Here is a 13,468-nt window from a genome sequence, read left to right as displayed (position 1 = left end):
GAGGAGACACGCGATGCCCACTCCCTATCTCGACGACCTGGACCGGGAACCGGTACTGAGCTCGCGCCGGACCCGTATCGCCATCACCAGCGGCCCCAACCGGTGGAGTCGCAAGCAGCACAAGGTGTCCGACGCCGTCGACTTCTGGTCCTTTGCCGGGGCCGCCGCGAACGTCATCATGCAGCTCGGCTGGCCCGAGGTGGCGTACGGCGTCATGGAGAGCAAGGTCGAATCCGGTTCGCTGGTCAAGCACCCGTGGAAGCGGGCCCGCACCACCGCCACCTACCTGGCTGTGGCGATCCTCGGCAACGACGAGGACCGCAAGGCCTACCGCGAGGCCGTCAACGGTGCCCACCGGTTCGTGCGATCCGACGAGAACAGCCCGGTCAAGTACAACGCGTTCAACCGCGAACTGCAGCTGTGGGTCGCTGCCTGCCTGTACATCGGCATCGAGGACATGTACCAGCTGCTGCACGGCAAGCTCGACGACGAGCAGCTCGAGGAGTTCTACCGCACCGGTTCCACCCTCGGCACAACCCTGCAGGTCACCGAGGACATGTGGCCCGCGACGCGGGCCGATTTCGACAGGTACTGGAACATCGCCTGCGAGCGGGTCGTCTTCGACGAGACCACCAAGGCGTACTTGATGGACCTGGTCGATCTGAAGATGATCAACTGGCCGATGCGCCTGATGTTCCGGAATCTCCTGCGTTTCCTCACCATCGGGAGCCTGCCCCCGATCTTCCGGGAAGCGCTCGACCTGGAATGGAGCGAAGCCGACCGCCGACGCTACGAGCACTTGTTCGTGTTCGTCTCGTTCGTCAATCGGTTCATCCCGCGTTTCCTGCGGCACGGCGGAAGCGAAGCGCTCGTCGCCGATCTGCGTCGCCGCGTCAAGTCCGGTCGCAATCTGATCTGACAGGCGCATGACCGTTCCAGACACCGACATCGACCCGGACGGGTTGTTGCGGCGCTACCTGCACGACCGGCGTTTCCTGCTCGCCCTGCCGCGGGCGGTGGCGCTGCAGATGCTGCATCCGGCGATCGCGGCGGGCATGGACCACTCGCGGACGCCGCGCCGGCTCTGGTTGCACAAACGCCGGACGGTGCCGGTGCTCGTCCGTGCCGCCTACGACGACCGGCACATCCGCCCGATCGTCCGGTTCGCGCACGAGGACGTGAAGGGAACGGACGACCTCGGCCGCCGGTACCACGCGCTCGACCCGGATGTCTTCTTCTTCCAGCACGCGACCTACGTCGACACGCTCGTGACGATGATCGACGTCTTCGTCCGTCGCCTCGAGGTGGGGGAGAAGGAGGCGCTCTACCTGGACAGTTGCGCGTGGTACCGGCGTTACGGCATCTCCGATCGGCGGATGCCGCAGGACTGGGCGGAGTTCACGGACTATTTCGACGACACCTGCGCCTCGGTCCTGGCCCGCACACCCAGCGGCGACCGCTACCGCGACCAGATCTTGCGGCCCCGCGACTGGGTGCAGCGCGGGATCCCGGCCCGGGTCGTCCGCGCGCTGCTGCACCCGGCCGCGCGCACGCTGTGGGAGGTCGACGTCGGCGCCGCCGATCGACGCGCACTCACGGCGTATGCGACGTACCGGCGCCTGCGTCGAGGACCGATCACGCGGTAACCGCACCGCGGATCGACAGAACGGATCATCACCCGGCACCGCGTCGGGTCCATCAGGAGGTAAGTGTGGGAGTCGAGGTTTCCGTCGAGGGGCTGACCAAGTCCTTCGGCTCGCAACGTATCTGGCAGGACGTGACGTTGACGTTGCCGGCCGGTGAGGTCAGTGCGCTGCTCGGTCCGTCGGGTACCGGTAAGTCGGTGTTCCTCAAGTCGTTGATCGGTCTGTTGCGCCCGGAGGAGGGCTCGATCGTCGTCGACGGCACCGACATCCTGCAGTGCTCGAGCAAGGAGCTCTACGAGATCCGCAAGCTGTTCGGGGTGCTGTTCCAGGACGGGGCGTTGTTCGGGTCGATGAACCTCTACGACAATGTCGCCTTCCCGTTGCGCGAGCACACCAAGAAGACCGAATCCGAGATCCGGCAGATCGTGATGAGCAAGCTCGAGCTCGTCGGTCTGCTCGGCGCCGAGGACAAGCTGCCCGGGGAGATCTCCGGGGGGATGCGCAAGCGCGCCGGCCTGGCCCGGGCGTTGGTGCTCGATCCGGAGATCATCCTGGTCGACGAGCCGGATTCGGGTCTCGATCCGGTGCGCACCACCTACATTTCGCAGACGTTGATCGATATCAACGCGGAGATCGATGCGACGATCCTGATCGTGTCGCACAATATCAATCTGGCGCGTACGGTGCCGGACAACATCGGCATGTTGTTCCGTCGGCAGTTGGTGATGTTCGGTCCGCGTGAGGTGTTGTTGACCTCGGATGAGCCGGTGGTCAAGCAGTTCCTCAACGGCACGATGATCGGTCCGATCGGGATGTCGGAGGAGAAGGACGAGGCGACGATGGCGCACGAGCAGGCCCTCGTCGATGCCGGTCATCATGCCGGGGGTGTGGACGATATCGAGGGGATCGTGCCGCAGATGCAGGCCACGCCGGGAATGCCGGAGCGGCAGGCGGTGGCGCGTCGGCAGGAGCGGGTGCGCTCGATCCTGCACACTCTGCCCCCGGCCGCCCAGAGCGCCATCCTCGAGGACATGGATTCTCAGCGTCGAACCACGGCGTTCACGGGGTCCGACGCGCCCACCGAACTGCTCCCGGTGGTGCTGCGTTAGATAGGGGACGACAGCGACGGCCGGGGCATCTGCCGGCCGGCCAACCGAGCGACGAGTTCCGCGCGACTACCCGCTCCCGTCTTCGCATAGACGGATTTGAGGTGGTCGTGCACCGTGTTCGGCGTGATGCCCCGGTGCCGAGCGATCTCGGCCGTCGACAGTCCGCTCAGCACGTCGGTGCACACCTCGCACTCGCGGGCGGTCAGCGCGTACGCGGCGAACAGCATGTCTGTGAGCTCGCTGTCGGCCGCGGGTTCGATGGTGACCGCCGTGCGGGATTCGTCGCCGTCGGTGCTCAACGGCGCTGCACGGACGACGATCCAGCCTCCACCCTCGTTGCGGATACGCGCCCGGAACACTCCGGTCGAACTCGCCCGAGCTCCGAACGTTGCCGCCCGCAACAGCAGTGCCAATCGCACGGGACCGGCGAGCCGCTCCTCCCATGCCCGCGCCGCGACCGTCGATGCGACCGGCTCACCCGCTGGATCCGTCACGATCACGGCCGGTCCCGGATCGGCTCCGGGGCGTGCGCGCAGGGTGTGGACGGCGGCCGCCCGGGTCGCGGCCGCCACCGCCGGCGCGACCATCGTCAGGAACTCCAGCTCCCGATCCGTGAAGTCCGGTCCCGATCGGACGAAACCGGCCGATCCCCAACACAACCCGTCCACCGTGAAGACGACCCGCACCTCACGGTCGAGTCCGAGTGGGCGCCACACCGCAACGTGCCGGAGGCTGTGGGCGAGTTCGGTCGACGGTAGATCCGAGGCCCGCACCACCGTTCGTCCACTGCGGGCGATGTCTGCGAACGTCGCGGGATCGTGTCCACCGCATTCCGATTCGGCGAGTAGTGGCTCGTACTCACCGGGAATGCGGTTGCGCCCACTGGTCATCGAACCGAACGCCAGGGTCAGGGGATCGAACAGCGCCCAGCACGTCAGCTCGCTGCGTACGGTGCGATCGACCAGTTCGATGGCACGCTGGTGCAGTGCGGTGACGCCGGCGCCGGTGCCCGCGAACTCCAGGATCTCGCGGCGTAGCCGCTCCGCCCGCACTTCGAGCATGAGCCCAGTATGCGCCGGATCCGGGAAACGGGAGCATCCCCGATTCAGGGGATGGTTCGGCTGCTTCCCGGTCCCTAGCGTCGCAAATGTGTCCACGATTCATCTCGAACGGGCCGGTACCGGCAGGCGATTGTCGATGCCGGACGCCGTCGTCACCGTCCTGTCGTCCGGTGAACACACCGGCGACGCCTACGAGCTCATGCTGGTCGAGGCCCCCTGCGGCAGCCCACCGCCCCTGCACTCCGAGCCTTGGCCCAAGACCTTCCACCTGCTGCGCGGCCGGATCCTCGTCCTGCTCGACGGTGAGGGCTGCGAACTCGCCGCCGGTGACACGCTCACCATCGAGGCGGGAACGATGAACAGCTTCTCGGTCCTCACCGACGATGCGGTCTTTCTCCTCGTCTGTTCCGGGACCGGGATGAGCGGCTTCTTCACCGATGTCGACGCCTTGGCGAAGCAGTACCTGCCCGAGGATGCGCTGATGAGCAGGTTCGGGCAGATCGCCACCCGTTACGGCATCCGATTCGCCGAGGAGGTCTCGCCATGATCGTCGTTGCGCAACTCGCGGCCCTCGTCGCCGCCGCGGTGCACCTGCTGGCCTTCGTGTGGGAGACGATCCTCTTCCGCCGTCCGAGCATCCACCGGGACGTGTTCCGCATCCCGACCGAGGACGTCCGGCCGGTGCGGATGTGGGCGTTCAACGTCGGCTTCTACAACCTCTTCCTCGGCTCCGGAGCGCTCGCCGGGGTGATCCTGTGGTGGACCGGCCACGAGACGCCGGGCCGCACGCTCGTCGTCTACACGTGCACATTCATGTTCCTGGCCGGGATCGCATTGTTCGCCTCGGATCGGATGGCGATGAGCCGTCCGCGGGGAGCCGGGGTGGTGGGGTCGCTGTGTCAGAGCGTTCCGTCGCTGATCGCGCTCGTAGCACTGGCATTCGCGTAGAAGCGGCGCGACCGACGACTGGGTGGTTCGAGCCCCGGAAAGCGGGGGTGAAGCCACCCAAGTCGGCGTTCGTTCGCTCTGAGCCACCGCTAGTGTCGACCGCATGGCTCTCCTGTACGACGCCGAGTTGTCTCCCACCAAGGTCGAATTGCTGCGGGACTGGCTGCCGCGGACGTCCTTCTATCGGGGTGGCGAGTCCAGCGTCGACCGGCTCGGTGCCTTTCGGTTCAATGATCCGGCCGGTGAGGTCGGTATCGAAACCCACCTCGTGCGCGACGCCGACGGTGTCGTCTATCAGGTGCCCTGGACCTACCGTTCGGCGCCGCTACGTGAAGGTCGATCGGTCGGGGAGACGGAACATTCGGTGCTCGGACACCGCTTCGTCTACGACGCGACGACCGATCCCGTCTACATCCGGCAATTGCTCGTCACGATCTGTGCCGGCGGAAGCGAAGCCGAACAGTATGTCCACGTCGAGGGGGACGAGCCGAGGAAGGTCGCCGGAACTGTTCGGGTTCAGGGAAGTGGTGCCGAGGGCATCGAGGTTCCCGCAATCACGAGACTCGATGTAACCGATGATGGCGAGGGTCGGACGTGCATCGACACAGCGGGTATCACGATCGCTGTGCACCACTTACCGGCGGGCGTAGCGCTTTCCGGCCGCACCCTGATGGGCGCTTGGAAGGGTGGCAGAGGTGTGCTCGCATCGATCCGATGATCGACCTCGTCCGACGAATGCCGCCGAAGGCAACCTCTCCGTGACGCCCGCGCACCTGCAGTCGCATGCTTCTGTTCGCTTCGAGTGGGGCCTGTCCGGAGCGGTTGCTCTCGGGGCCTCCGACATCTCGGTCGTGGTGGACGTGCTGTCGTTCACCACGACGCTGTCGGTCGCCGCGGATCGTGGAATCGAGGTGTTGCCGTACTGGGCGAGAGACGATTCGGCCGCCGAGTACGCCGCGCGACATGATGCCGTCCTGGCGGTCGGGCGTAGCCGAGCGGAGGCGGGGGAGGTGAGCCTGTCTCCGCGCACCGTTCGCGACGCCGACAACCTGCATCGCCTCGTTCTGCCCTCGCCGAACGGGTCGTCGATCGCATACTTGCCGGCTACGTCGTCGACTGTCGTCGTCGGAGCGTGCCTGCGCAATGCCACTGCGGTGGCAGCATGGATCGCGGAAGTGCTGTCGGAGGGTGCGACCGTGGCAGTGATCGCCGCCGGCGAGAAGTGGCCCGACGGGTCTCTGCGACCGTGCGTCGAAGATCTGTGGGGTGCGGGCGCGGTGCTTGCCGACGTGTTGGTTCGGCGTCCGGAACTGACCGCGTCGACCGAGGCCGAGATGGCAGTGGCCGCCTGGCATGCAGTTCGAGGCAATGTGAACTCGTCATTGGAAGCATGCGCATCCGGTCGGGAGCTGATCGACATGGGATACGAATCCGATGTCGCCGTGGCGGCGGAGGTCGATCGGAGTGCGACCGTGCCCGTGCTCGTCGGCGATCGCTTCGTGGACCACAGTGGATAGACGATTCGGGTGGCTTCGACCTCGCTTTCCGGGGTCGAAACCACCCGAATCGCAACTATCGGTCCAGGTCTTTCTCGTCCGAGCCGCGCACGGCGGGAATGGAACCGAATCGCCCGGCCTGGAAGTCCTCCATCGCCTCGATGATCTCGGCCCGGGTGTTCATGACGAACGGACCGGCCATGACGACGCGTTCACGAATCGGCTTGCCGCCGAGCACGAACACCTCGAGGGCGTCGGTGCGCGAATCCTGCGTCGCGGCAGCAGAGATGGTCAGGCTCTCGCCCCTGCCGAAGACGGCGGTCTGTCCGGTCCGGATCGGGCGGTGTTCCGGTCCGACCGCGCCATCGCCGGCGAGCACGTATGCCAGCGCGTTGAATTCGGGGTTCCACGGCAGGGTGACGCTCGCTCCCGGTGCCACGGTGGCGTGCAGCAGGGTGATCGGCGTGTGCGTCGAACCGGGGCCGCGGTGCCCGTCGAGCTCTCCGGCGATCACCCGGATGAGCGCGCCGCCGTCGGCCGAGGACAGCAGGGCGACCTCGCCGCCGCCGATGTCCTGGTACCGCGGGGCGACGAACTTCTCGGCCTTGGGCAGGTTCACCCACAACTGCACGCCGTGGAACAGTCCACCGCTGACCACGAGGTGTTCCGGTGGTGCTTCGATGTGCAGGATGCCGCTGCCGGCGGTCATCCACTGGGTGTCACCGCCGCCGATGGTGCCGCCGCCTCCGTGGGAGTCGCGGTGCTGCATGATGCCGTCGATCATGTAGGTGACGGTCTCGAAGCCGCGGTGCGGATGCCAGGGCGTGCCTTTCGGTTCGCCGGGTGCGTAGTTCACTTCGCCCATCTGATCCATGTGGATGAACGGATCGAGGTACTTCGTCTCGATGCCCGCGAACGCACGGCGGACGGGGAAGCCTTCGCCTTCGAAGCCGTGCGGAGCGGTGGTCACCGACAGGACAGGACGCGAGAGCGCGTCGGGTGCGGGCTCTTCGACGCGGGGAAGAGCGAGAATGTTGTCGACGGTTACGGCGGGCACGGTAACCCCTCTCGGTCATGTAGTTGATTTGTCAACTACCTTACTGCACTCAACCGCCGTCCTCCTCGGGTTGTTCCCACCCGAGGTGCGCCGCATCCACGACTTGACCCTGACGCAGCGTCAGGGTCGATGCTGAAACCATGAGGATCAGCGACTTGGCCCAGGCCGCAGGAACCACCGTTCGCGCCGTCCGGCATTACCACCGGCTCGGGCTCATGCCCGAACCCCCACGGACACCCAACGGATACCGGGACTACGAACTGGCCGACCTGGTGCGCCTGCTGCGTATCCGCTGGCTCGCCCAGTCGGGTGTTCCACTGGGTTCGGTGGCGACCGTCCTCGGTGGCCACGTCACCGACAGCGACGACCACGACGCCGAGTCCGACCTCACCGCAGATCTCGAGTCGCTGCTCGAGGCGGCAGATACTCAGATCCGGACGCTGCAGGTCAAACGTGAGGCACTCGCCGCGATTCTCGAGCGTCACCGCGCCGGCGACCGACTCTCGCCCTTGCCCGCGCCGATCGTCGACGCGTTCGACGAACTCATCGACGGCGAGGATGACCCGCACACCCGGACGTTGTTCGTGCGCGAACGCGACAGCTGGGAGATGCTCGCCCTCACCGGGCAGGCATCACCGGAGTATCTCGACGCCCTGCGAACCCTGCTCGACGACCCCGAACAACGGCACGCCATGGTCGCCGTCTACCGACGCTTCGGTGCGCTCGCCGGGCAGGATCCCACCGCGGCGGCCGACGAGATCACGGCCGTCATCGACGGCATGACCGCGCTGCTCGACGACATCCCGATCATGGTGGAGGTGCTCGGTTCGTGGGCGGCCGAGGCGGCAACGGCTCTCGAATCGAACACCGAAGTGCTTGCCGAGTTCCTTCCGGACCCGGCACAGCAGGCCGTTGCAATCGGGTTCGTCCGGCGCGTCGCTGCACAGTCGGGACCGCCACAGGACGGAGTGCAGGCATGACCGAGCGCACCGTCCGGCTCGCCCACCGAACCGCCCTCGTCCTCACCGTGGTGGTGGCCTGTACGAACGCCGTCCTCGCCGCGTTCGGTGTCCTCACCCCGGCGACCGCGCTGAAGTTCTGGCTCGGATTCGAGCTACCTGTCGGGATCCTGGTGCTGATCGTCGGCGCATTGCGCGTCCGAGTCCTGCGCCGATCCGGAACACCGTGGGCAGGGGTGCTCGACGAACTCGTCGGCCGCGTGCCCGCGACCCTGATCCGCGCAGAGTTGAGAAGCTACCGCGCACTGTGGTTCCTGATACGACGGCGTCGCGTCGGCGCCGGACCTGAGGTGACGACGATCGGCTACACCCGCGGCACGATGAGCGTGCCGATCGCGTGGCTCGTGGCCTCGGGCATCGAGATCGCGGTGGTCCACATACTCGTGCCCTGGGAATGGCTGCGCTGGACGTTGCTGATCGTGTCGGTGTACTCGCTTCTTCCCCTCGTGGGGTGGCTCGCGGATCGTGTCGTCAACCCGCATCTTCTGACGCGGGACGGCCTGGTTCTGCGCTCCGGACATCAGGTCGTGGCCCATATCGACGCGGACAACCTGCAGCAATGCGTCCCGCGCCATCGCTTCCAGCCGACGGAGACGGGCGTGGACGGCGAGGTGCTGTTCCTGCCCGGACCCGACGGCACCAACCTCGACCTCATCCTCGCGGAACCCGTCGAGGCCCTGCTGCCGGCCTTCTTCGAACACCGCCGCCGTCCGGCACTCGTGAGCCGGTTCGCGATCCACGTCGACGATCCCACAGCGGCGCGCCGAGTGCTCGACGCCGCCCTCCTCGCCTGACGCGACGAGGGTGAAATCGACGATTTCGTCCACCGAATCCGTTCCACAGGTGGTGACCTGCGTTTATCGTGTATGCGACGAACGGAGTCCCCGTGTCCCGCAATTCATCCCGAGCCCTCCGCGCTCGCCTCGTCGCCGCGATCGCGCTCTTGTGCGCGAGCATCACGGTCACCGTGCCCCCGGCCGCCGGCGCCGAACCGGCCTTGTGCGCGTGGCGGTTCATGTCGAACGAGACGGTGCTCAACGTGGCGTCCCCCGACGTCAACGCCACCTACTGGGTGCTGCCCTATGCGCTGGGCCCGGGCGACTCGATCGAGGTGTCCGGCACCTATCCGGCCGCGCGGTACTTCTCGCTCAACACCTACGGCACGAACTTCGACACCGTCGACACGCTGCGTGACGACATGATCGTGCCGGATCCGGGCAACGGGAACCCGTTCGCGGATGCGACGGCGCGGAATCTTCCTCTGTCACAGCAGAAATGGCGTGCCACCGTGGGACCCGGTCCGGCGGACCACGCGCGCAACGAGATCCGCGAGGTTCCCGAGGGGCAGAGCACCCCGGTGGGCTTCCTGATCATCCGCGTGTACGTGCCCGACGACGCCACATCTGCCAGCGGCGGCGTGCCGTTGCCCGAGGTGACCATGCGCCTCGGTGGGGCGACGATGCTCAGGCAGCCGTGCGAGCAACCGTTCGACCCGAACTCCTACACCGGACCCGTCGCACAGTTCGCGCAGGCAGGTTTCGACCAGGTCATCGCCGGTGCGGCGAGCGGTGCGTTCCCCGGTGGCACACCCGAGACGGTGTTCGTGAACCCGGCGAGTTCGTCGGGCCTGCTCCCCAACGGCGACAACAAGTATCTCGGAACGGCGCTGACCTACCAGCCGGGGCGGATCGTCGTGGTGCGGGGTAAGGCGCCGCTGTTCCCCGACACACGGGCGGGGGTGCCGGTCACGGATCCCGATCAGCAGGTGCGGTACTGGTCGATGTGCCAGAACGATCTGGTCTCGCCGTATCCGGTGGTGGCGTGTGCCGGCGACTTCGAGACCTCGCTCGATGCATCGGGCTACTACACGTATGCGGTCGCTGCACCCATCGACCTCCCCTCGGTCGCCGATCCGACCGTGACCGTGCTGCCGTGGGGCGATACCACGGTGCCGAAGAAGGTGTTGTTCCTGCGGTACATGCTGCCGTCGTCGGCCTTCTACCCGCAGTCGATCCAGGCCTCGCAGGCGACCGGTGCCGATCCCGCGACGGTGATGGGTCCGTACTATCCCGAGGCCGTGTACTGCTCCGCGACGACCTTCGTCGCCGGAGGCTATGCGGCATGCCGGGACGAAGCTGCAGGCTGACTCTCCGGGACGCACACTACGCACGAGAGTTTTCTGATAGACGAGTGCAATGAACGATGACGCCCGACGCGGCACTCCGTCGAAGGACGCGCGGGCCGCCGACGTGCAGGAACTCGTCGTGGTGGTCGGCGAGCGGATGCAGCGGCGGTCCGACGAGATCGTCGCGAGCATGGACGCGGCGATCGAATCGGCCGTCGAAGATCTCGGCGAGTCCGAACTGACCGACATGCTGCGGGCGAGTGTGGAGGGCAATGTCGCCACCATCCTGCACATGATCAGCAACGACATTCCGCTCGATCGCATCCAGCCGATCACCGCCGCCACGGAGTATGCGGTGAGGCTCGCGCGGCACGGCGTTCCCGCGGCGGCGCTGCGCCGGGCCTACCACATAGGCTCCGACGACCTGTTCAACCAGATGTTCGCGGAGATCCAGCAGCTCGATTGTGCACCCGACCTGAAACTCGAACTGCTCCATCATTTCGCCGGGTGGATGCACAAGTACGTGGACTGGATGACGCGCGTCGTGCTCGACGCACACGAAGAAGAGCAGCGGGTGCTGGTCCAGCAGTCCGAGAATGTGACGTCGGCGCTGGTGGAGCAGGTGTTGAGCGGCGGTGCATTCGATACCGAGGAGTTCGCGACGAAGACCGGTTACCGGCTCGACGGAACCCACCTCGGTGCGATCGCGTGGATCGAAGGCCCGGCGCAGGGCGCAGACCAGACGCCCACGCTCGCGGCGGCGGCAGAGACTCTCACCGTCGCGGCCGGTGGGGGAGGCGCACCCCTGTTCGTACCGGTGGATCGGCGCACGGCCTGGCTGTGGACGACGACGGCGGGTGGCACGGTCGTCGACGTGTCACGCCTTCGGACGGCTGTGCAGGCCGTCCCCGGGTTGCGCGTGGCGTTCGGGAAGCCGGCCGTCGGGGTCGCGGGATTCCGGCGCAGCCATGAGCAGGCCGAGGCGGTGCGGATCGTCGCGAGCACCGCGACCGTTCGGCACAGCCGAGCGGTGTACTACGGCGAGGACGGCATGTCCGCGACGGCGGTGCTGGCGCGCGATCTCGCGACGACCAGGCGTTTCGTCGCCGATACGCTGGGTCGGCTCGCGATCGACAGCCCGGCCGCGGAGCGGTTGCGGGACACGACACGAGTGTTCCTGCGGACCGGGGGAAGCTATGTGCAGACCTCCGAGGAACTCGTCCTCCACCGGAACACCGTGAAGTACCGGCTGCAGAAGGCGGAGGACGAACGGGGACGGCCGATCTCCGACAATCGACTGGATCTCGAGCTGGCTCTGCACGTCTGTCACGTGCTCGGACGACCCGTGCTGATGCCCAAGGAGAAGCGTTCGTCCGGTCGCTGACCCGATTTTTGTGCAGAATCGACAAGAGAAGCGTCGAAGTTGGTTTCGCGGGGACGTGTCCTGGATCACGCCGGCAGCATAGTGTCGTGCATCACAACCGATACGTGCTCGTCGGACCGAGGAGCTGTAGATGCCCTTCTCCCACTTTCCCTTTCTCCCCTGGAACGTCCCCGCCGAGGATCGCTCTCGTGCGGCGGTCCGGGACGACAGGCTCGAACTCACCTACGCTCAGCTCGACGACCGAACCCGCGCTGTCGCAGCACAATTCGCGCGGCACGGCGTCGGCGCGGGCGACATCGTCGCGATCATGCTGCCGAACCGGGTCGAGCTGCTCGTCGCGATGCTCGCGGCGTGGCGTCTCGGTGCTGCTGCGACACCCGTCAATCCGGCGTTCACGGAATCGGAAGCGGCCTATCAGATCTCGGACTCCGGCGCTGTCCTGGTGGTCAACCACTCGGTCGACGCACCGGACGGGGGCCGCCCGAGCATCGCGGTGGACGATCTCGCCGACGAGGGCGACGGCCCCGACCCTGTGGCCCTGCGCGGCGACGAATTGAGCCTGGTCATCTACACCAGCGGGTCCACCGGACGGCCGAAGGGCGTGATGCTCGATCACGACAACGCCGAGGCCATGTCGTCGACGATGGCGCAGCATTTCCGTCTCACCGCCGACGACCACTGCATGCTCGTCCTGCCGTTGTTCCACGTCAACGCGATCATGGTGAGTGCACTGGCGGTCTGGCGTTCGCACGGACAGCTCAGTGTCATCGGATCGTTCTCCGCGACCCGGTTCTTCGACCACGTGGAAAAGCTCCGTCCCACATACTTTTCCGCTGTACCCGCGATCTACGCGATGCTCGCGGCGCTGCCCGACACCGTGCGCCCCGACACCTCGTCCCTGCGGTTCGTGGTGTGCGGCGCCGCGCCGGTGTCGAAGGAACTGCTGCAACGGTGCCACGACCGCTTCGGGTTCGTCATGGTCGAGGGATACGGACTCACCGAGGCGACCTGCGCGTCCGCCTGCAATCCCGTCGACGGCGTCCGCAAACTCGGGACGGTCGGACCGGCACTGCCCGGACAGCGGATCGGGATCATGTCCCCGGACGGTGAACTGCTGGCACCCGGCGAGACAGGGGAGGTGGTCATCGCGGGACCGACCGTCATGCGCGGTTACCTCGATCGCCCCGGTGCGACCGCCGAGACCGTCCGCGACGGCTGGTTGCACACCGGGGACATCGGCATCCTGGACGAGGACGGTTATCTGCGCATCGTCGACCGCGTCAAGGACATGATCATCCGCGGAGGCGAGAACATCTACCCCAAGGAGATCGAAACCGTCCTGACCTCGATCGATGACGTTCTCGAAGCCGCGGTCGTCGGGCGGCCCGACCCGGTCCTCGGCGAGGTTCCCGTCGCTTACGTGGTGCTGTACCCGGATGCGACGACGACCACCGAGGACCTCCTCGAGCACTGCCGGCGGCACCTGATGCGCGCGAAGGTGCCCGAGCGGATCGACATCCTCGACGCGCTACCGAAGAACCCCGTCGGCAAGATCGACAAACCCTCGCTCAGGCGCACACTGCAACACGCCTGACCTCATCTTCTTCCTACATCGACGCGAGT

14 protein-coding genes are annotated in these 13,468 nt (G+C 66.7%); 12 read left to right on the top strand and 2 right to left on the bottom strand.

Going from position 1 to position 13,468, the window contains the following annotated elements; all coding sequences use genetic code 11:
• Positions 1 to 13: 13 nt before the first annotated feature.
• The 3 genes from B9C99_RS16500 (at position 14) to B9C99_RS16490 (ending at position 2,755) form a co-directional block, all read left to right on the top strand.
• Positions 14 to 919 carry an oxygenase MpaB family protein gene (locus B9C99_RS16500; protein WP_016696343.1) on the top strand — a complete coding sequence of 302 codons (906 nt, stop codon included), beginning with the start codon at positions 14 to 16 and terminating at the stop codon, positions 917 to 919.
• A gap of 7 nt (positions 920 to 926) precedes the next feature.
• Complete coding sequence (locus B9C99_RS16495) at positions 927 to 1,646, top strand: oxygenase MpaB family protein (RefSeq protein ID WP_016696342.1); 720 nt, start codon at positions 927 to 929, stop codon at positions 1,644 to 1,646.
• 65 nt (positions 1,647 to 1,711) lie between these two features.
• The gene (locus B9C99_RS16490; protein ID WP_088898600.1) at positions 1,712 to 2,755 is read left to right on the top strand and encodes an ABC transporter ATP-binding protein; all 1,044 of its coding nucleotides are present in this window, start codon (positions 1,712 to 1,714) and stop codon (positions 2,753 to 2,755) included.
• Here the strand turns inward: B9C99_RS16490 and B9C99_RS16485 are convergent.
• On the bottom strand, positions 2,752 to 3,816 hold the full coding sequence (locus B9C99_RS16485) for a helix-turn-helix transcriptional regulator (protein ID WP_016696340.1): 1,065 nt from the start codon (positions 3,814 to 3,816) through the stop codon (positions 2,752 to 2,754). The genes B9C99_RS16490 and B9C99_RS16485 overlap by 4 nt on opposite strands.
• An 88-nt stretch (positions 3,817 to 3,904) precedes the next feature.
• On the opposite strand from B9C99_RS16485, the gene B9C99_RS16480 reads away from it, so the two are divergent.
• The 4 genes from B9C99_RS16480 (at position 3,905) to B9C99_RS16465 (ending at position 6,281) form a co-directional block, all read left to right on the top strand.
• Positions 3,905 to 4,363 (top strand): cupin domain-containing protein, encoded by a 459-nt coding sequence (locus tag B9C99_RS16480; RefSeq protein ID WP_026061929.1) that lies wholly within the window; start codon positions 3,905 to 3,907, stop codon positions 4,361 to 4,363.
• Positions 4,360 to 4,764, top strand: coding sequence for a DUF1304 domain-containing protein (locus B9C99_RS16475; RefSeq protein WP_016696338.1), 405 nt, complete (start codon positions 4,360 to 4,362; stop codon positions 4,762 to 4,764). The genes B9C99_RS16480 and B9C99_RS16475 overlap by 4 nt, the downstream gene beginning before the upstream one ends.
• 127 nt (positions 4,765 to 4,891) lie before the next feature.
• The gene (locus tag B9C99_RS16470; protein WP_253250100.1) at positions 4,892 to 5,482 is read left to right on the top strand and encodes a hypothetical protein; all 591 of its coding nucleotides are present in this window, start codon (positions 4,892 to 4,894) and stop codon (positions 5,480 to 5,482) included.
• Positions 5,483 to 5,522: 40 nt separating this feature from the next.
• Complete coding sequence (locus B9C99_RS16465; RefSeq protein WP_016696336.1) at positions 5,523 to 6,281, top strand: 2-phosphosulfolactate phosphatase; 759 nt, start codon at positions 5,523 to 5,525, stop codon at positions 6,279 to 6,281.
• 55 nt (positions 6,282 to 6,336) lie between these two features.
• Here the strand turns inward: B9C99_RS16465 and B9C99_RS16460 are convergent, their stop codons facing one another.
• Positions 6,337 to 7,317: a pirin family protein gene (locus B9C99_RS16460; protein WP_016696335.1), complete on the bottom strand. Its 981-nt coding sequence runs from the start codon at positions 7,315 to 7,317 to the stop codon at positions 6,337 to 6,339.
• A 140-nt stretch (positions 7,318 to 7,457) separates the two neighbouring features.
• On the opposite strand from B9C99_RS16460, the gene B9C99_RS16455 reads away from it, so the two are divergent.
• The 5 genes from B9C99_RS16455 (at position 7,458) to B9C99_RS16435 (ending at position 13,439) form a co-directional block, all read left to right on the top strand.
• On the top strand, positions 7,458 to 8,297 hold the full coding sequence (locus B9C99_RS16455; RefSeq protein ID WP_088898598.1) for a MerR family transcriptional regulator: 840 nt from the start codon (positions 7,458 to 7,460) through the stop codon (positions 8,295 to 8,297).
• Positions 8,294 to 9,130, top strand: coding sequence for a hypothetical protein (locus B9C99_RS16450; protein WP_016696333.1), 837 nt, complete (start codon positions 8,294 to 8,296; stop codon positions 9,128 to 9,130). The genes B9C99_RS16455 and B9C99_RS16450 overlap by 4 nt, the downstream gene beginning before the upstream one ends.
• Positions 9,131 to 9,222: 92 nt before the next feature.
• Entirely contained in the window at positions 9,223 to 10,482 is a 1,260-nt protein-coding gene (locus B9C99_RS16445; protein ID WP_088898629.1) for a hypothetical protein, read from the top strand.
• Between the two features lie 49 nt (positions 10,483 to 10,531).
• A complete protein-coding gene (locus B9C99_RS16440) occupies positions 10,532 to 11,845 on the top strand; it encodes a CdaR family transcriptional regulator (protein ID WP_088898597.1) in 1,314 nt (437 codons plus the stop codon).
• Between the two features lie 130 nt (positions 11,846 to 11,975).
• Positions 11,976 to 13,439 (top strand): class I adenylate-forming enzyme family protein, encoded by a 1,464-nt coding sequence (locus tag B9C99_RS16435; protein WP_016692279.1) that lies wholly within the window; start codon positions 11,976 to 11,978, stop codon positions 13,437 to 13,439.
• Positions 13,440 to 13,468 lie beyond the last annotated feature (29 nt).

Source organism: Rhodococcus sp. BUPNP1 (assembly GCF_002215235.1).
Classification (GTDB): domain Bacteria; phylum Actinomycetota; class Actinomycetes; order Mycobacteriales; family Mycobacteriaceae; genus Rhodococcus.
Note: the sequence above shows the minus strand (reverse complement) of the source record. Positions and strands in the feature narration are given on the sequence as shown.

Excerpts from the sequence above, each read along its gene's own strand:
- B9C99_RS16500 (WP_016696343.1), top strand. The coding sequence starts at position 14 with ATGCCCACTCCCTATCTCGACGACCTGGACCGGGAACCGGTACTGAGC.
- B9C99_RS16495 (WP_016696342.1), top strand. The coding sequence starts at position 927 with ATGACCGTTCCAGACACCGACATCGACCCGGACGGGTTGTTGCGGCGC.
- B9C99_RS16485 (WP_016696340.1), bottom strand. The coding sequence starts at position 3,816 with ATGCTCGAAGTGCGGGCGGAGCGGCTACGCCGCGAGATCCTGGAGTTC.
- B9C99_RS16475 (WP_016696338.1), top strand. The coding sequence starts at position 4,360 with ATGATCGTCGTTGCGCAACTCGCGGCCCTCGTCGCCGCCGCGGTGCAC.
- B9C99_RS16455 (WP_088898598.1), top strand. The coding sequence starts at position 7,458 with ATGAGGATCAGCGACTTGGCCCAGGCCGCAGGAACCACCGTTCGCGCC.
- B9C99_RS16450 (WP_016696333.1), top strand. The coding sequence starts at position 8,294 with ATGACCGAGCGCACCGTCCGGCTCGCCCACCGAACCGCCCTCGTCCTC.
- B9C99_RS16440 (WP_088898597.1), top strand. The coding sequence starts at position 10,532 with ATGAACGATGACGCCCGACGCGGCACTCCGTCGAAGGACGCGCGGGCC.
- B9C99_RS16435 (WP_016692279.1), top strand. The coding sequence starts at position 11,976 with ATGCCCTTCTCCCACTTTCCCTTTCTCCCCTGGAACGTCCCCGCCGAG.